Annotated in this window: 16 protein-coding genes; 7 read left to right on the top strand and 9 right to left on the bottom strand. The window is 73.3% G+C overall.

Translation table 11 applies throughout. From position 1 onward, the window contains the following. The first annotated feature begins 52 nt into the window (after positions 1–52). Entirely contained in the window at positions 53–649 is a 597-nt protein-coding gene (locus ACBI99_RS10990) for a TetR/AcrR family transcriptional regulator (protein WP_219511721.1), read from the top strand. A 76-nt stretch (positions 650–725) separates the two neighbouring features. Here the strand turns inward: ACBI99_RS10990 and ACBI99_RS10985 are convergent, their stop codons facing one another. Beyond that, positions 726–2,069: a hypothetical protein gene (locus tag ACBI99_RS10985; protein WP_357590789.1), complete on the bottom strand. Its 1,344-nt coding sequence runs from the start codon at positions 2,067–2,069 to the stop codon at positions 726–728. A gap of 198 nt (positions 2,070–2,267) precedes the next feature. Here ACBI99_RS10985 and ACBI99_RS10980 point away from each other — a divergent pair, with 198 nt between their 5' ends. From ACBI99_RS10980 to ACBI99_RS10970, 3 genes are all read left to right on the top strand, one after another. Continuing rightward, positions 2,268–4,487, top strand: coding sequence for a thiamine pyrophosphate-dependent enzyme (locus ACBI99_RS10980; protein ID WP_375072228.1), 2,220 nt, complete (start codon positions 2,268–2,270; stop codon positions 4,485–4,487). Between the two features lie 109 nt (positions 4,488–4,596). Beyond that, entirely contained in the window at positions 4,597–5,082 is a 486-nt protein-coding gene (locus ACBI99_RS10975; protein WP_375072227.1) for an MFS transporter, read from the top strand. Beyond that, positions 5,079–5,252 (top strand): hypothetical protein, encoded by a 174-nt coding sequence (locus ACBI99_RS10970; protein ID WP_375072226.1) that lies wholly within the window; start codon positions 5,079–5,081, stop codon positions 5,250–5,252. Before ACBI99_RS10975 ends, ACBI99_RS10970 begins: the two co-directional genes overlap by 4 nt. Before the next feature lie 43 nt (positions 5,253–5,295). Here the strand turns inward: ACBI99_RS10970 and ACBI99_RS10965 are convergent, their stop codons facing one another. Continuing rightward, positions 5,296–6,120, bottom strand: coding sequence for a fumarylacetoacetate hydrolase family protein (locus tag ACBI99_RS10965; protein WP_219511711.1), 825 nt, complete (start codon positions 6,118–6,120; stop codon positions 5,296–5,298). Between the two features lie 86 nt (positions 6,121–6,206). Here ACBI99_RS10965 and ACBI99_RS10960 point away from each other — a divergent pair, with 86 nt between their 5' ends. Next, entirely contained in the window at positions 6,207–6,959 is a 753-nt protein-coding gene (locus ACBI99_RS10960; RefSeq protein ID WP_357590794.1) for an IclR family transcriptional regulator, read from the top strand. Between the two features lie 24 nt (positions 6,960–6,983). Here the strand turns inward: ACBI99_RS10960 and ACBI99_RS10955 are convergent, their stop codons facing one another. Genes ACBI99_RS10955 through ACBI99_RS10945 form a run of 3 tightly spaced genes read right to left on the bottom strand, consistent with a single transcriptional unit; the run spans position 6,984 to position 9,464 of the window. Further along, positions 6,984–8,099: a magnesium and cobalt transport protein CorA gene (locus ACBI99_RS10955; protein ID WP_219511708.1), complete on the bottom strand. Its 1,116-nt coding sequence runs from the start codon at positions 8,097–8,099 to the stop codon at positions 6,984–6,986. A gap of 8 nt (positions 8,100–8,107) precedes the next feature. After that, positions 8,108–8,578, bottom strand: coding sequence for a nuclear transport factor 2 family protein (locus ACBI99_RS10950; protein WP_308126079.1), 471 nt, complete (start codon positions 8,576–8,578; stop codon positions 8,108–8,110). Between the two features lie 7 nt (positions 8,579–8,585). Next, on the bottom strand, positions 8,586–9,464 hold the full coding sequence (locus ACBI99_RS10945) for an amidohydrolase family protein (RefSeq protein ID WP_375072225.1): 879 nt from the start codon (positions 9,462–9,464) through the stop codon (positions 8,586–8,588). A 34-nt stretch (positions 9,465–9,498) separates the two neighbouring features. Between ACBI99_RS10945 and ACBI99_RS10940 the strand changes: the two genes are divergently transcribed. Together ACBI99_RS10940 and ACBI99_RS10935 are read left to right on the top strand one after the other, a co-directional pair. Next, positions 9,499–10,197, top strand: coding sequence for a M50 family metallopeptidase (locus ACBI99_RS10940; RefSeq protein WP_219511704.1), 699 nt, complete (start codon positions 9,499–9,501; stop codon positions 10,195–10,197). 46 nt (positions 10,198–10,243) lie between these two features. Then, positions 10,244–11,827, top strand: a complete 1,584-nt coding sequence (locus tag ACBI99_RS10935; RefSeq protein ID WP_219511702.1) for a serine/threonine-protein kinase — start codon at positions 10,244–10,246, stop codon at positions 11,825–11,827. Here the strand turns inward: ACBI99_RS10935 and ACBI99_RS10930 are convergent. From ACBI99_RS10930 to ACBI99_RS10915, 4 genes are read right to left on the bottom strand one after another with little or no spacing between them, the layout of a single operon-like run. Further along, on the bottom strand, positions 11,824–12,777 hold the full coding sequence (locus tag ACBI99_RS10930) for a winged helix DNA-binding domain-containing protein (RefSeq protein WP_375072224.1): 954 nt from the start codon (positions 12,775–12,777) through the stop codon (positions 11,824–11,826). The genes ACBI99_RS10935 and ACBI99_RS10930 overlap by 4 nt on opposite strands. 5 nt (positions 12,778–12,782) lie before the next feature. Beyond that, positions 12,783–14,840 carry a DUF3488 and transglutaminase-like domain-containing protein gene (locus tag ACBI99_RS10925; RefSeq protein ID WP_375072223.1) on the bottom strand — a complete coding sequence of 686 codons (2,058 nt, stop codon included), beginning with the start codon at positions 14,838–14,840 and terminating at the stop codon, positions 12,783–12,785. Further along, entirely contained in the window at positions 14,837–15,916 is a 1,080-nt protein-coding gene (locus ACBI99_RS10920; RefSeq protein WP_375072222.1) for a DUF58 domain-containing protein, read from the bottom strand. The genes ACBI99_RS10925 and ACBI99_RS10920 overlap by 4 nt, the downstream gene beginning before the upstream one ends. Continuing rightward, complete coding sequence (locus ACBI99_RS10915; RefSeq protein WP_364168861.1) at positions 15,916–16,908, bottom strand: MoxR family ATPase; 993 nt, start codon at positions 16,906–16,908, stop codon at positions 15,916–15,918. Before ACBI99_RS10915 ends, ACBI99_RS10920 begins: the two co-directional genes overlap by 1 nt. Positions 16,909–16,913: the final 5 nt, after the last annotated feature.

The following is a 16,913-nucleotide window of genomic DNA, read 5'->3' as shown; positions in this document are numbered from 1 at the left end:
GTCATGGCCGCGATGTTAGTCACCATTAACGTAATCGTCTAGCATGTGAGACGTGACGACTGCTCCGACCCCTACCCGCAATCGGGGAAACAGGCGCGCGGAAATCCTCCGGGCCGCCGCAGAGCTGTTCGCGGCACGCGGGTTCCACGGCGTGCCGATCGAGGACATCGGCGCCGCGGTGGGCGTCTCGGGCCCGGCGCTCTACCGGCACTTCGCGGGCAAGGAGGCGCTGCTGGCGGAGATGCTGCTCGACGTCAGCTCCCGGCTGCGCGAGTCGGCGGCGGCGGTCGTCACCTCCTCGACCGGCCCGGCCGAGACGCTCGACGCGCTGCTGCACGTGCAGATCACCTTCGCCATCGAGCAGCCGGCGCTGATCACCGTGCACGACAGGGAGCTGGGCAACGTGCCCGAGCGGGAGCGGCGGCAGATCAGGCGGCTGCAGCGGCTGTACGTGGAGGAGTGGGTGACGGTGCTGGCCGAGCTGCACCCGGCCTGCCCGGCCGCCCGGCTGCGCGCCGCCACGCACGCGGTGTTCGGCCTGCTCAACTCCACGCCGCACAGCGCCGGGGAGCTGCCGGGCGAGGCCATGCGCCCGCTGCTGCACGCCATGGCCGGGGCCGCGCTGGAGGCCGCTGTTAACGCTCGTTAACACTCTGGGCAAAGGACGAGGCCCGGGACCGCGGCGGTCCCGGGCCTCGCGCCTGCCGGTCAGGCGGGCCGGACGGTCAGCGCTTCACGCGGACGTAGTCCGAACCGCTGGTGTCACCGTAGGTGTCGTCGTCGCCCTGGTAGACGAACTTCCAGCGGCCCGACTTCCAGGCCTTGACCTTGGTGTAGATCTTGCCGCTGCTGTTGGACCAGGTGGACTTGACGTAGGAGTACTTCGCGGACCCGGAGGGCTTGAAGTACAGCCGCACCTTGCCCTTGTAGCCGTCCCAGTCGCCCTCGTCGTCGACCTGCAGCTTGGCCCGGAACCTCAGGTGCTTGCCGCGCTTGACCGGCTCCGGGTAGGCGTTGAAGGAGATGACGCGGGTGTCGGCCTTGACCGCCGGCGGCGGGGTGGGCTCGACGACGCGGACCCAGTCGGTGCCGCTGACCGAGCCGTCGACGCCGCGGGCGCCGTCGAACTCGGCGCGCCACCAGCCGGAGTCGTACGCGGTGGCCCGTGCCCAGAAGCGGCCGTCCCTGTCGGTCACGTCGCTGGTGACGCGCCGCCAGTGGCTGGAGCCGTGCTCCTTGAACATGATGGACACGCGCTCGCCCGGCAGGTCGCGCCAGCCCTCCACCTGGAGGGTGCCGGTGAAGCTGAGCCGGTCACCGCGGGTGACGGGCTCGTGGTAGGCGTTGAAGCCGGTGATGCGGCTGTCCCGGTCGCGCCACCGTACGGAGACGCGGTCGGTGTCGCTGACGGAGGACCTGGCCTCGGCGTTGCCGCCGAACTCCGCCCGCCACCAGCCGGTCGCCCCGGCCCGGACGTGGGCGGAGAACCAGCCGCTGCGGCGGGTGGTGACGGTGGTGACGTGCCGGTAGGCGTCGGTGCCGCGGGCGCGGAAGGTGATGGTGACCTTCTGCCCGCCGTACGCCTTGCCCTCGGCCTCGAGCTTGCCCGAGACCCTGAGCCGGTCACCCTTCTCGACCAGGTCGGGGTCGGCGTCGAACTCCACCACCTTGGTGTCGAGCGCCTTCTTCACCTGGAAGGTGCCCTTGGCGGAGGCGTCGCCGGCGATGGCGAGGAAGTTCCAGACGCCGGCGTTGGCGGCGGTGAACTCCTTGGTGGCCGTCCACCTGGTCTCCTGGCCGTGGGGCGACGGCTTGACCTCGACGGGCGTGAAGACGCCCGCGTCGCCGGGGGCCTTGAGCTGGAACTCGGCCTTTCCTGCGCCCTTGGTGGTGAACGTGAACGTCGCCTTGACGGGCTTGTCGAAGATCACCACGGGGGACGGGCTGACGTCGACCCGGGAGATGGTCTCCGCCGTGGTTTCGGCCACCGCCGACGCCGTCGGGGTCAGGGCCAGAGCCCCGGCGCCGACCGCGAGCGCGACGGCGGCCACGCGGGTGCGTTGTAACATTCGGGTTCCTTTCTGGATACCCCAGGGGTTTCAACGCGGCATTGAGGGTGCCACGTGCTTCTACCAGTAGACGAGGATCGGACGCCCCAAGTTCAGAATTCTGACAAGCTGTTATAGAAAGGGGTCAATCGGACCGGTCCAGCACCTGTCCACGCCGACTGGCAGACGGACGCCACGCGGACAGACATAATCGGCTTTGTGGCGCGCGACACTGTTGAGACTCATTTCATCCAGGCGGTTACGGCTCTTGAGGGCGGCGCGGCGCGAGATCCCGCCGACCCCGTCCGCGACGGCACCACGCTCACCGGCGCGGAGTGCCGCAGGCTCTACAAGCGGCAGGTCGACAGCCGGTTGCTCGACATCGCGGCCCGCTGGCTGCGCGAGCAGGACGAGGGCTTCTACACGATCGGCTCGGCCGGTCACGAGGGCAACGCGGCCGTCGCCGCGGCCCTGCGGCCCGGCGACCCCGCCCTGCTCCACTACCGCTCCGGCGCCTTCTATCTGACCCGGTCGGAGCAGGCCGGGCGGCTGCCCGAGCAGGGCATCCGCGACGTGCTGCTGGGCCTGACCGCCTCGGCCGACGAGCCGATCGCGGGCGGGCGGCACAAGGTGTTCGGCCACCCCGACCTGGCGGTCATCCCCCAGACGTCCACCATCGCCAGCCACCTGCCCCGGGCCGTCGGCGTGGCGTTCGCCATCGAGCGGGCCCGCGCGCTCGGCGCCCCCTCGGCGTGGCCGGACGACGCGATCACCGTGTGCAGCTTCGGCGACGCCTCGGCCAACCACGCCTCGGCGCTGACGGCGTTCAACACCGCCGCCTACGCCACCTTCCAGGGGCAGCCGCTGCCGATCCTGTTCGTGTGCGAGGACAACGGCATCGGCATCAGCGTCCGCACCCCCAAGGGCTGGGTGGAGGCCGCCGCCCGGCGCCCCGGCATCACGTACTTCGGCGCCGACGGCTGCGACCTGGCGCAGGCGTACGACGTGGCGCGGCAGGCGGCCGAGCACGTGCGCACCCACCGCTCCCCCGCGTTCCTGCACCTGTCCACCGTGCGGCTGATGGGACACGCGGGCTCCGACGTCGAGCTGGCCTACCGCACCCAGCGGGACATCCGCGCCGACCTGGAACGCGACCCGCTGGTGGCCACGGCCAGGCTGCTCGTCGAGGCCGGCCAGGCCACCCCCGAGGAGCTGCTGTCGCGCTACGAGCTGTCGCGCGAGCACGTGCTGCGGATCGCGCTGGAGACCACCCGCACCCCGCGGCTCGGCTCCGCCCGCGACATCATGGCGCCGATCGCACCCCGCCAGGCCGACCTGATCGCGAAGATCAGCCCGGTGGCCGCGGAGGCGTCGACCCGGGAGAAGGCGTTCGCCGGGACGCTGCCGGAGTCCGAGGGCGGCGTGACGCTCTGCCAGGCGATCAACCGCACGCTCGCCGACGCGCTGGCCGTCTACCCGGAGATGATGGTCTTCGGCGAGGACGTGGCCAAGAAGGGCGGCGTCTACGGCGTCACCCGGGGGCTGCAGAAGCGCTTCGGCCACACCCGGGTGTTCGACACGCACCTGGACGAGCAGGCCGTGCTCGGGCTGGCGCTCGGCGCCGGGGTGTCGAAGCTGCTGCCGGTGCCGGAGATCCAGTACCTGGCCTACCTGCACAACGCCATCGACCAGATCCGGGGCGAGGCGGCCACGCTGTCGTTCTTCTCCCAGGGCGCCTTCCCGAACCCGCTCGTGGTGCGGGTGGCCGGCTACGCCTACCAGAAGGGGTTCGGCGGCCACTTCCACAACGACAACGCCGTGGGCGCGCTGCGCGACATCCCGGGGCTCGTCATCGCCTCCCCGTCGCGCCCCGACGACGCCGCCTCGATGCTGCGCACCTGCCTGGCGGCGGCCCGTACCCAGGGATCGGTCTGCGTCTTCCTGGAGCCGATCGCGCTCTACCACACCAAGGACCTGTTCGACGAGGGCGACGGCGGCTGGCTCGCCCCGTACGCGCCGCCGTCGCGCTGGGCGGAGACGCACGTGCCGATCGGCCGGGCCCGCTCCTACGGCGAGGGGCGCGACCTGACGATCGTCACGTTCGGCAACGGGCTGCGGATGAGCCTGCGGGCGGCGGTGCGGCTCACCCAGGAGGGGTTCAGCTGCCGGGTGCTCGACCTGCGCTGGCTGGCCCCGCTGCCGGTGGAGGACCTGCTGCGGGCGGCGGAGCTGACGGGCAAGGTGCTCATCGCCGACGAGACCCGGCACACCGGCGGCGTGTCGGAGGGCATCGTGGCCGAGCTGCTCGACGCCGGCTTCGAGGGCAAGATCGCCCGCGTGACCTCGTCCGACAGCTTCATCCCGCTCGGCGACGCGGCCCGGCACGTCCTGCTGTCGGAGGAGGAGATCGAACAGGCGGCCCGCAAGCTCCTCAGCTGATCGCCGGGCCGGCCGCTCTCCTGTGACCTGCGGGTATAGCAGAATGACTCAGCGTGATCGCCCGCTCGCTGTCGCGCGCCCCCGGGTATCGGTGGGTGGTGCTCCTGCTGTGCTGGGCGTCGTTCACCATGACGTCGCTCGACCGGTCCGCCTGGGGCCGGCGGCGGTGGCGGTGGGCGAGGGGCTGGGGATGTCGCTGGCCGGGCTGGGCGTGTTCGCGACCGCCTACTACGCCGGTTACGTGATCTCCAACGTGGCGGGCGGGGCGCTGACCGACCGGGTCGGGGCGCGGGCCGTGCTGTTGGGGTCGCTGCTCGTGGCCGGCGGCGGCATGCTGGCGTTCGGGTCGAGCCGGTCGGCGGGCGCGGGGATCGCGCTCCAGGGGCTGATCGGGCTGTTCGCCGGGGCCGACTACTCGGCGGGGCTGAAGCTCGTCGCGACCTGGTTCCCCGGCCGGGAGCGCGGGACGGGCGGGCCGGGCGGCCGGACCCCCGGCCGCTGCTGGCCGACCGTGACCTGCTGCTGCTCGGGCTGGCCGGGTTCGGCGCGCTGTGGGGCACGTACGGGTTCGTCACCTGGTCCAACACGCTCATGATCAAGGGCAGCGGGGTCGACCCGGTCACGCCGGGCACCGTGGTCGTGATGTTCGCGGTCGTGGCCGTGGTGTGCAAGCCGCTCGTCGGACTGGCCACCGACCGGATGGGCATCCGGCTGGCGGTCGCGGTCCTGCTCTGCTTCGTCCGCGACCGCGACCCGATTCCCTAGCGCGTCACCCCACCGGCGGCCGCGTAGCCGCCGGCTCGCCGGGTCAGCCGAGGCGGCGCGCGGTGTTGACCTGCTCGCCGAGGCCGGCGATGCGGGTCACGAGCTTGCTGCCGTCGCCCAGGTAGCGCGGCGGCCTGCGGGCGTGGCCCACGCCGCCGGGCGTGCCGGTCGCGATCACGTCGCCCGGCCGCAGCGTGACGATCCCCGAGATGTACGCGATCAGCTCGGCAGGCGGGAACACCAGGTCGGCGGTGTCGGCCTGCTGCACCACCTCCCCGTCGACCTCGCACTGCATGGCCAGCCCGCCCTCCTCCAGCTCGTCGGGCGTGACCAGGTAGGGGCCGAAGGGCGTGGTGGCCTCGAACGTCTTGCCCTGCAGCCACTGCGCCGTGCGGTTCTGGTAGTCGCGCACGCTCACGTCGTTGAACACCGCGTAGCCGGCGATCGCGGCCCCGGCCTGCTCGGGCGTGGCGTGACGGACGTCCGCGCCGATGACGACGGCGAGCTCGGCCTCCCAGTCGACCGCGTCGGAGACGGCCGGCAGCTCGATGTCGTCGTACGGGCCGATCAGCGCGTCGGCGAACTTGGCGAACAGCGTAGGATACGCGGGCAGCTCGCGGCCCATCTCCAGGATGTGCGCGCGGTAGTTCAGCCCGACACAGATGATCTTGCCGGGCTGCGGCACGACGGGCGCCAGGTCGGCGGTGGTCAGCGGGTGACGGGCGCCGTCGGCGGCCGACGCCCGCTCGCGCCAGTCGTGGTGCGCGAGCAGCGCGCCGACGTCGGGCGAGCCGACCTCGACGGCGAGATCGCCGTCGATCCGCACGGCGGCGGTACGACGCGGCAGGCGCAGGGTGGCGAGCTTCACGCAGGTTCCCTCCCGATCGTGGGGCAGTCCCTCGAACGGGCCCAACGCTAGGCCCCGGATTCCGGGTCCCGCACTAGCATTCTGGTATGAAGAACAGGCCCGCCTACCCGCTGGGCTCTGTCGACAACGTGCTGCTGATCCTGCACATGCTGCGCGACCAGGGGCGGCTCAAGGTCAGCGACGTGGCCAGGGAGCTGGGCATCGCCCGCTCCACCGCGCACCGCCTGCTGGCCATGCTGGTCTATCGCGACTTCGCCGTCCAGGACGAGCATCACACCTATCTGCCCGGGCCCTTCCTCACCTCCCGGCAGGCGCACCCCGGCGACTCGGCGCTGCGCGAGCTGCGCGCCCTGGTGCGGCCCGCGATGGAGGCGCTGTGCGCGCGGACGCAGGAGACGGTGAACCTCATGGTCAGGATCGGCACGGAGGCGCGTTTCCTCGACAGCGTGGAGTCGTCGCAGATCCTGCACGTGGGCGACAGGAGGGGCACGATCCTGCCCGCCCGGGGCGCGTCCGGCGGCAAGGCCCTGCTGGCCACGCTGCCCCGCGACGACGTCCTCGGCCTCTACCCGGACCTGCCGGCACCCGAGCGCGCCGCCCTGCTGCGGGAGCTCGACGAGATCAGGGCGCGCGGCTACGCGCTCAACGTCGAGGGCACCGAGCAGGGCGTGTCGGCGATCGGCGCGGTCCTGCGCAACGGCAACGGGACGGCGGTGGCGGCGCTGTCGATCTCGGTGCCGACCACGCGGTTCGCCGCCGACCGGGTGCCGGTGTTCGCGGCCGAGCTGGCGGGCACGGTGGCCGAGGCCCAGCGCGCGCTCACGGCCTTCCCCGACTGATCAGCCGCGACGCCGCCGTGGCGCTCACAGCCAGTCGCGCTTCTTGAAGATCACGTAGAGGGTCACGCAGCTCGCGACCATGAGCGCCATCGCGAACGGGTAGCCGAACGCCCAGTGCGTCTCCGGCATGACGTCGAAGTTCATCCCGTAGACGCCGCCCACCACCGTCGGGGCGAACAGGATGGCCGCCCAGGCGGAGATCTTCTTGACCTCCTCGCCCTGTTGGATGCTGACCTGGGTCATCCTGGCCATCTCCTCGTTCTGCGCCTGGCTCACCAGGGTCGAGTTGACCAGCAGGATGTTCTGGAGCTGCTGCTTGAACGAGCCGAGGCGCTCGTTGACGGTGATGGCGTGGTCGCTCACGTCGCCCAGGTAGCTGCGCAGCTCGTCGTCGAGGCCGTACTTGTCGGCCCCGGCGATGAGGCCGTCGATGATCCGCGACAGCGGCGCGGTGGCCCGCTGGAACTCGATGACCTCGCCGGACAGCTCGTAGACGCGGCGTGAGACGGCCGGGTCGCCGCCGAAGACCTGCGCCTCGATCTCCTCGATGTCGGTCTGCAGCCCGGCCACCACGGGGGCGTAGCCGTCGACGACCGCGTCGAGGATGGCGTACAGCACGGCCTGGGGGCCCTGCCGGAGCAGGTCGGGGTCGGACTCCATGCGCTTGCGCACGGCCTGGAGGTCGGGCGCCTCGGCGTGCCGTACGGTGATCACCACGTCGGGGCCGACGAAGACGTGCAGCTCGCCGAACGCGACCTCCTCGACGTCGTCGAGGTAGCGGGCGGCGCGCAGCACCACGAACAGGGTGTCGCCGTAGCGGTCGGCCTTGGGCCGCTGGGAGCCGACGATGGCGTCCTCCAGCGCCAGCTCGTGCAGCTCGAACTCCTCGGCGAGCTTGACCAGCTCCCACTCTTTCGGGCGGTACAGGCCGATCCAGGCCATGTCGCCGGGGTTCTCCTTGAGGTGGGCGAACGCGTCGGCGAGCGAGGCCGGGCAGGCGACGATCCGCCCGTCGCGGTAGATCGTGTTGTTGATGACCGTGGGCTGGTAGGGCGGCTCCTCCCCGGCTCGCGGGTCCATGGAGTGCTCGGGCGCCTCCTCGCGGCCCCCGCCGCGTCTGAACCCCTTCACCTTCGCCATGCCACCTCCTAGGTCTGCAGGTTGTCGAGCTCCTGCTGGGCCCGGTCCCTGATGGTCTTGCGCCACATGGGGGTCCAGCCGAACAGCAGGCCGTGCGGCCGCCCCAGCGCCATCCTGGACCAGCGCTTGAAGTCGAACTCGTCATGATGCCGGACGATCAGGTCGTCCTCGAACCGGAACAGCGCGTCGATCTCGTTGACCACCAGCCGCCCGGTGCGGTGGAAGGTGTAGCGGGCGGTCCAGTGGGCGCTGCCGGAGAACTCGTCGGCCCGCACGTCACGGTAGGTGGACGCCAGGCCGTCGCGCACGCCGAGCTGCAGGCGCCACATCGCCATCACGCGCTCGCGGCCCTCCACCTCCTGGAAGATCGGGTCACCGAAGCTCACGTCCGGGTGGTAGCACCGTCGCATGGCCGCGTAGTCGGCGCGGCCCAGAGCCTCGTAGAAAGCGCTGATCAGCGCCACGTGCGGATCGTTCACCCTGATATCAGATCATGGCCAGGCCGTTGCTCCAGCACACGGCTCTCAGCCAGTCGTCGCCTAGGTCGAGCCGGTCGAGGGCCTGGAGCTGGTGGGCGTACGGATGGGGGATGGTCGGGAAATCACTGCCGAGGACAATCTTCCCAGCGATTCCGAAATCACGCAGGGCCGGGAGAAGTCTTCGAGGAAACGGCATGCCCAACTCCGCGAAGTCCGTCAGCGCCATCGTGGTGTCCAGCGCCACCCGCTCGTAGCGCCCGGCCAGCTCGAAGAACGCCGCGTAGTCCGGCATGCCGAGGTGCGCGATCACCACCCGCAGCCGGGGATGGCGGCGCAGCACGTCGCCGATCGGCCCGGCGCCGAGGTGGCCGCCGGGCACCGGGACGGCGCTGGCGTGCACGACCACCGGGACCCCGGCCTCGGCCAGCAGCCCCCAGATCGCCTCCAGCTCGGGGGCGCGCGGGTCGAAGCCGCCGACCTGGAGGTGCACCTTGAAGATCCGCGCCCCCTCCTCCAGCGCGCGCCACACGTACGCCTCGGCGCCCGGCTCGGGATAGAAGGTCGCTGACGGGACGCAGCCGGGCGTGCGGCGGGCGAAGCCGAGCGTCCAGCCGTTGAGGTCGGCCGCCATGCCGGGGCGGTGCGCGTACGCCAGCGCGGGGAAGGCGAGCAGGCCCAGCTCGCGCAGCCGGGCCACCCGCTCGGCCACCGGCCAGGCGTACGTGATCCGCCAGCCGTCCCCCATCAGCGGGCCGCCGTGGGTGAAGTGGTGCCACACCCGGCGCTCCATCCGCTCGGGCAGGAAGTGCACGTGCAGGTCCACCAGGCCGGGCAGGCCGAGCGCCCGCCACCACCCCGGAACCGCAGAATCATGTTCTGTGAGCACAGTCGTGACCATACATGGATAGGGTTTTTCCTCGATGGACAAGCTCTGGGCTCAGCTGATCCAGGTCCAGGACGCCCCCGATCCGTGGATCGTGGCCGTCTCCGGGCTGGCGGCACTCGCGATCGTCACCTTCACCGCGCCCTGGCGCCTGTCCCGGGGGCTGATCACCATCGCCCACGAGGGCGGGCACGCCGTGATGGCGCTGCTCACCCGGCGCAAGCTGGAGGGCATCCGGCTCCACTCCGACACCTCCGGCGTGACGCTGACCAGGGGGCGGCCCACCGGGCCCGGCATGGTGCTCACCGCGCTGGCCGGCTACCTCGCGCCGTCGCTGCTCGGGCTGGCCGCCGCCTGGCTGACCGAGCAGGGCCGCATCACGCTGCTCGTCTGGGGGATGCTCGCGTTCCTGGTGTGCATGCTGCTGCTCGTCCGCAACCTGTACGGGGCGCTCATCCTGCTGGTGACGGGCGGGGCGGTGTTCGCGCTGGTCATGTACGCGCCGGCCGGGGTGCAGCAGGGCGTGGCGCTGGGGGTGTCGTGGTTCCTGCTGTTCGGCGGGGTGCGGCCGATCGTGGAGCTGCAGCGCAAGCGGCGCAGGCGGCAGGCGCGCGACTCCGACGCCGACCAGCTCGCGCGGCTGACGTTCCTGCCCGGCGGGTTCTACGTGTTCTTCTTCCTCCTGGTGGCGGGGGCGTCGGTGGTGGCCGGCGGCTACTTGATGAATCCACTCTGACGTCCCGAAATTTCACACTAAACTCTCCCGTGACAGGGGGGAAGTTGTGCTGCCAGTCGAGGACGCGCCCGGTTACCGGGTACTCGATCAGGCCGGCCAGGGCGGGTTCGCCGTCGTCTACCGCGCCTACCAGGAGCGCCTCGACCGGGTCGTGGCGCTGAAGGTGCTGTCGGTCGACCGCGTCGACCAGCGCACGATGCGCCGCTTCCAGCGCGAGCTCCAGCTCACCGGCCGCCTCACCGGCCACCCCAACGTGGTGACGGTCTTCGACACCGGCGTGACCCGCTCCGGCAAGCCGTACATCGCCATGGACTTCTTCGAGAACGGCTCGCTGCGCGACAAGCTCCGCAACGAGGGCCCGTTCCCGGTGGCCGAGGTGCTGCGCACCGGCGTCAAGCTCGCCGGCGCGCTCGCCGCCGTGCACGAGGCGGGCGTCCTGCACGGCGACATCAAGCCGCAGAACATCCTCATCTCCCGCTACGGGGAGCCGGCCGTGGCCGACTTCGGCGTGGCCCGGGTCGTCGACTCGGCGGAGATCTCCGCGACCTCCCAGGCGTTCACGCCGCTGCACGCCGCGCCCGAGGTGCTGACCGGGCAGCCGCACTCGGTGTCCACCGACGTCTACTCGCTCGGCTCGACCCTCTACCACCTGCTGGCCGGGCAGCCCGCCTTCCACAGCCCGACCGACCCGTCGATCGCGCCGCTGATGTACCGGGTGCTGAGCGCGGAGCCGCCGCCGATCGACCGGCCCGACGTGCCGCCCGTGGTGACGCGGACGGTGCTGCGCGCGATGGCCAAGCAGCCGGAGCTGCGTTACGGGTCGGCGCGCGAGTTCGGGCAGCGGCTGCGGCAGGTGCAGGCGGAGCTCGGGCTGCCGGTGACGGACCTCCTCGGCGAGCCCGCCGCCCCTCAGCCTGCCGCCTCTCAGGTCGCGGTCCCTCAGGCCGCCGCCCCCCATGCCGTCGTCCCGCAGCCCACCGTCCCGCAGCCCGCGTCGTACGGTCCGCCGCCCGGTGCGGGTCCGGGGGCGCCGGGCGGAACCGGGACCGGGAGCGGGGCCGGGGGCGCGACGGCGTGGCAGCAGTCGGCGGCCCCGCGCGTCACCCGTCCCGCCGGGTACGAGCCCCCTCCCCCGCAGCGGACCTCGCGGCTGGGCGTCAAGGTGGCGGTGACCGCGAGCGTCACGGCCGTGGCCGTGGCGGGCACGGTCCTGGCCGTGTGGCTCTCCCTGCAACGCGCCGACCCTCCGGCCACGCTGCCCACGGCCCGGTCCGGCACGTCGGAGCCCCAGTCACAGTCGGAGGCTCCCACGATCGACCGGCGCAGTGTCGCCGCGCTGGCCCCCCGCCAGGTGAAGGTCACCTCGGACCGGGGCGCGCTGGTCGAGCTGTCGTGGGCACTGACCGCCAAGGCCCGCCGCTACCCGGTGGTGGTGCAGCGTTCTCCGGTGGAGAAGGGCGGCCAGCCGCTCACCCCGGTGGAGGCGGGCGCCACCTCGGCCCGCATCGGCGGCCTCGACCCGGACCAGGGCTACTGTTTCGTGGTCGGCGTCCCGCTGGACATCGCGGAGAGCAGCACGGTCGCCTGGTCCAAGCCCGCCTGCATCAGGGGCGCCCGCCCGGCGAGCTAGCCCGCCGCGCCCAGGAAGCGGCGGACGTCGGCGATCTCCGCATCGAGGGAGCCCGGGTCGACGAGGTCGGCGAACGGGGTGACCGTGACGGCGGCGGCCTTGCGCGTCCAGGTGCCCGCGATCCGGCCGCCGGCGATGACGACGGGGCGCAGGACGCCGCCGCCGGGGAAGACGGCGCGGGCGTGCTCGGGCGCGAGGATCGGGTCGCGGCTCTTCCAGCCCAGCAGATACTCGTCGAAGGCGGGCGCGAGGCGTACCACCGGCTCCTGCGGGGCGGGGGCGGCTGGCGCGGGGGCGCGCCAGGCGGCGCGGGCGGCGCCGAGGGACAGGCCCGACCAGGCGGCCAGGTCCTCGGGCCCGGCCGGGTGGTGGGCGCGGCGGTAGCGCAGGCCCAGCTCGGCGAGGGCGCGGTCGCGGTCCGGCTCGGGGGTGACGGGCGCGCCGAGCCAGTCGGCGGCGTGCACGTACGTGGGCTTGCCGCCGCGCGGCGGGCCGAGGACGGCGAGGCCGTGGTGGGCGGCGAGCGCGACCAGGTGGACGATGCCCTGGCCGCTCGCCCGGCCCGCCAGGCGTTCGGCGAGGTCGGCCTTGGTGAGCGGGCCCTGGCCGGCGAGCGCGCGGCCGATCAGCGGGAGGAGGTCGTCGCCGGTGACGCCTTCCTGGGCCAGGCGGCGCCGCGCGGCGGTGTCGTTGCGGGTGAGCGCGTGGACCCAGGGCAGGTCGTCGCGGTGGACGAAGTGGAGGGTGCCGCGCGGCCCCCACGTCCTGACGATCTCCCTGGAGTGCCAGGCGGCCTCGACGTCCGCGCGGGTGAGGGTCGCCGAGCGGGCGCGGAAGGCCAGCAGGGCGGAGACGATGTCCTGGGCCTGCACGGCGAGCAGGCGCCGGACGACGTCGCCGGCGCCGAGTCCCGGCGGGCGGTGCAGGAGCTGGGCTTCCACGCTGCGCATGCCGGTCATCGTAGAAGGATCCGGTCGCGGAGGCGGGCGGTGAGGGGGGTGCGGGCACGTACGGCCAGGCGTACGGCGTCGCTGCGCCGCCAGGCCTCGTCGGCGGCGGCGGACCCGACGTCCTCGGGGGCGTAGCGGGCGAAGTTGGTGATGTCGGCCAGCGGCCGGAGGTCGGGGCTGACGGCGCCGGAGCGGGCCACGACCTCCTCGGCGGTCAGCGTACGCGCGTCGCGCAGCCCCAGGTCGTCGCAGGTCTGCCGCCACGCGCCGAGCACCCGCTGCCCCGGTGCGGGGGCGTTGCGGCGGGCGCGCCTGCGCCACCACGGCCGCGCCGCCGCCACCCCCAGGTACGCCACCAGCAGCACGGCGAGGACCGCCGGGGCGATCAGCCAGAGCGGGAGGCCGCCTTCGGACGCGTCGCCGGTCCCCGTACGGGTCGGGCGCGACTGCTTGGGCTTGCTGGTGCCGCCCTGGGTGAACTCGCCCGCGAGCTTCTCGCTCTCCTGGATGGCGGACGACACCACGTCGTGGTCGTCCTTGGAGCCGCTCCGGCCGGGTGTGGGGTAGAAGGGCCGCCAGCCGAGCTTGTCGAACTTGATCTCCGCCCACGCCATCACATGTCCCGATTTAACGTGATAAACGCCGTCAGGACCGGCCTCGCCGGGACGGAAGCCCACCACCACCCGCGACGGCAGCCCGAGCGTCCTGGCCATGAGCGCGAACGCCGACGCGAACTGCTCCGACGTCCCCCGGTGCGTGGTCTCCAGGAAGAACTCCAGCCCCTTGAGCGAGTGCCCCGGCGGCGCGGTGACGTCGTACCCGGCGTTGGCCCGCAGGTAGCTCTGCAGCCGGTACGCCTGCTTGATCGGCGCGTCCGCGCCCTTGGTCGCCTCCTGCGCCAGCTCCGTGAACAGCTTGCGCTGCGGCCCCGCGGGAAAGGCGGTCAGCGACGCGTCGGCGACGGGCGCGGCGTCGAGCAGGTCCTGCTTGGACGGCTTGGCCACCCGCGAGGTCACCTGGTAGGCGAAGCCCTTGCCCGGCTTCACCTCGGCGATCAGCGCGCCGCTGCCGGGGTCGACGGCCAGCCCGCGCACCCCCGTGACCTCGACCGGCCGCTCGGCCGCGGGCAGCCAGGTGCCCGGCAGCCCGCTGAACGTGACGCTCTGCCGTACGGTCTCCGCCGGGCCGTCCCACTCGCCCTCGGGCACCCGGCCGCCCGTCGGCTGGAAGCGGGCGGCGGACGTCCACCGCACCCCGTCGTAGCGGTCGAGCACGGCCAGCCGCCAGTTGAGCGGTTTGTCGGCCTTGACGGTGAACAGGTCGCGGGCGGGCATCTGCAGCCACGCCGACACGCGGTCGAGCGGGCTGACGCTGTCGACGCGGCGGGGCGGCGGCAGCTCGGCGTTCTCGCGCGGGTTGTACGGCTCGGCGGCAATGGGCAGCAGGGGCCCGGCGACCAGGGCGAGCGCGGCCAGCGCGGCCCCGGCGGGCACGCCCGCGAGCAGCCAGAGCGCCGGGCGTCCCTCCCTGACCAGCGCGAGGGCGACGACGAGGACAAGGAGGGCGCCGGCCACCGGCAGGTTGGAGCCTTCGCCGTCCACGCCCAGCAGCAGCGCGACCCCGTACACGACCAGGGCCGGAAGGGCGGCGGCCAGGCGGGTGCGGGTGCGGTTGAGCACCTCGGCGCCGATGACGGCGGCGGCCCAGACGAGCGTGTGCGCCAGCACGAGCAGGCGCGGCTCCGGCGGGGCGGGCAGCAGCGTGGTGAGCAGCCCCTGCCAGGCGTTGGCCACGTCCGCGAACACCCCGGGGGCCGGGCCGCCGTAGAGCGGGATCGTCCCGGCGAACCACAGCACCACGTCGAGCAGCAGCGCCAGCCAGAGCGGCCGGGCCCGGGTGAGGGCCGCGACCAGCGCGGGAGCGACGGCAGCGGGCACGAGCGCGAGGATCAGCCCGGTGCCGGCGAACACCCGGTGGAACCCCCACCCGGCGGTCCCGGCGAGGGCGGCGACGAGCGCGAGACCGGCGAGCCGGTGCCAGGTCGTCGGGGTCGCCGGGGTCATCTGGCCCCCCACAGCAGCGGCAGCGCGTCGAGCTCGGCCAGCGGGATCACGGTGACGCCGGGCGCGCTGACGGCTCCCGCGCCCACGTACACGCAGATGACGCGGTCGAAGCGGCGGCGGACACCGGCGACGCGGCCCGCCTCGGCGGGGTCGGCGGTGACGAGGACGAGCGAACCGCCGCCGCGCGCCAGCCGCATCGCCTCCGTGACGCCCGTCGTGCCGGGGCCGACCAGGGCGAGCCGGTCGAGCAGCAGCTCGCCGTCGGACTTGGTCTCGGCCACCGGCCCGTCGCCGGTGACGACCCGGACGGGGAACCCCGCCCCGGCCGCCGCGACGGCCGCCGAGGCCGCGGCGTCCACGGCGAGCTCGGTGAGGTCGCGGGTGTCGAGGACGACCGTGGTCGTGGGCAGGCTGGCGTCGATGAGCTGGCGGACCATGAGCGTGCCGGTGCGGGCGCTGGAGCGCCAGTGGACGTGTCGCAGGTCGTCGCCGACGACGTACTCGCGCAGCGTGTGGAAGGTGACGGTGCCGCTGGGCGCGTTGTCGCTGGCCGGGCCCTCCAGGTGGTGCGCCCTGCCGGACGGCGGCACCGTGAGGGCGGCCGTGCGCGGGCGGACCAGGAGCCTCGCGGCCTCGCCGTACTCCCTGACGCGGCGCGTGAGCCCCAGCGGGTCGGCCCGCACGAGCGTCAGCGGGCCGATCGGGATGTCGCCGCGCACCTGCGTGGGCAGCGGGTACGAGACGGTCCTGGTGCCGCCCCTGGGCAGCCGGGGCAGGTCCACGGCGTGCTCGGACGCGCCGATCCGGTCGTGGGCGCGCAGCCCGCTCAGGCCCCGCCCGCCGAGGTTGCGCACGTGCAGGACGGCGACGGCGGCCTCGCCGCGCGGCACCTTCAGCGGCGTCACCTCGCGCCGCACCTCCAGTCTGGGCCTGGGCGCGGTCCAGGCGAGCGCGGCGGCCAGCGCGAGCAGGCCGCCGGTGGCGAGCACGACGGGCTCCGGGTAGCCGAGCGCGAACCCGGCCGCGTACAGCGCGGCCGAGCCGGCGAGCGTCCCCCAGCCGAGCGGCGTCAGCACTAGGCCGCCTGGGGCACGGGCATCCCGGCGAGCAGCTCGCCGAGCACCCCGGCGGCGGTGACCTCGCGCAGCTCGGCCTCGGGCGTGCGGATCAGCCGGTGGGCCAGCACGGGCACGGCCAGCGCCTTGACGTCCTCGGGCACCACGTAGTGGCGTCCGGCGGCGGCGGCCTTGACCCGGGCGGCCCGCAGCAGGGCCAGGCTGCCGCGCGGGCTCGCGCCGAGCCGCAGGTGCGGGCTGGTGCGGGTGGCCGCGCAGAGCGCCACGATGTAGTCGTAGACCGGGTCGGCGACGTGGATGCGGGTCGCGAAGTCGATCATCCCGGCGACGTCGGAGGCGCGGGCGACGACCGGCAGCCGTTCGACCTGCGGGCCGGTGGGCATGCCCTTGAGCACCTGCACCTCCGACGCGTGGTCGGGGTAGCCGACGGAGATCTGCATGAGGAAGCGGTCGAGCTGGGCCTCGGGCAGCGGGTAGGTGCCGTCCATGTCGACCGGGTTCTGCGTGGCGACCACCAGGAACGGCCGGGGCACCGGGTGCGGCTCGGCGTCCACGGTGACGCGGCGCTCCTCCATGACCTCCAGCAGCGCCGCCTGCGTCTTCGGCGAGGCGCGGTTGATCTCGTCGGCGAGCACGATGTTGGCGAACACCGGCCCCTGGTGGAACTCGAACTTCTGGTGCGCCTGGTTGAAGATCGACACGCCGGTGATGTCGCTGGGCAGCAGGTCGGGCGTGAACTGCACGCGCCGCCACTCGGCGTCCACGCTGGCCGCGATCGACCGGGCCAGCGTCGTCTTGCCGGTGCCCGGCACGTCCTCGATGAGCAGGTGCCCCTCGGCGAACAGGCAGATCAGCGCCAGCTCGACGGCCTCGCGCTTGCCGCGGATGACGTGCTCGATGTTGGTCGCGAGCAGCTGGAAGCGCTGCGCGAACTGGCCGGCGAGCTGCGCGGGCTGCTCGTGACCGTGCTGCTGGTGGCTGTAATGCGTCAACCGAG

The sequence above is a fragment of the Nonomuraea sp. ATR24 genome (genome assembly GCF_041950485.1).
Lineage (GTDB): Bacteria > Actinomycetota > Actinomycetes > Streptosporangiales > Streptosporangiaceae > Nonomuraea > Nonomuraea ceibae.
Note: the sequence above shows the minus strand (reverse complement) of the source record. Positions and strands in the feature narration are given on the sequence as shown.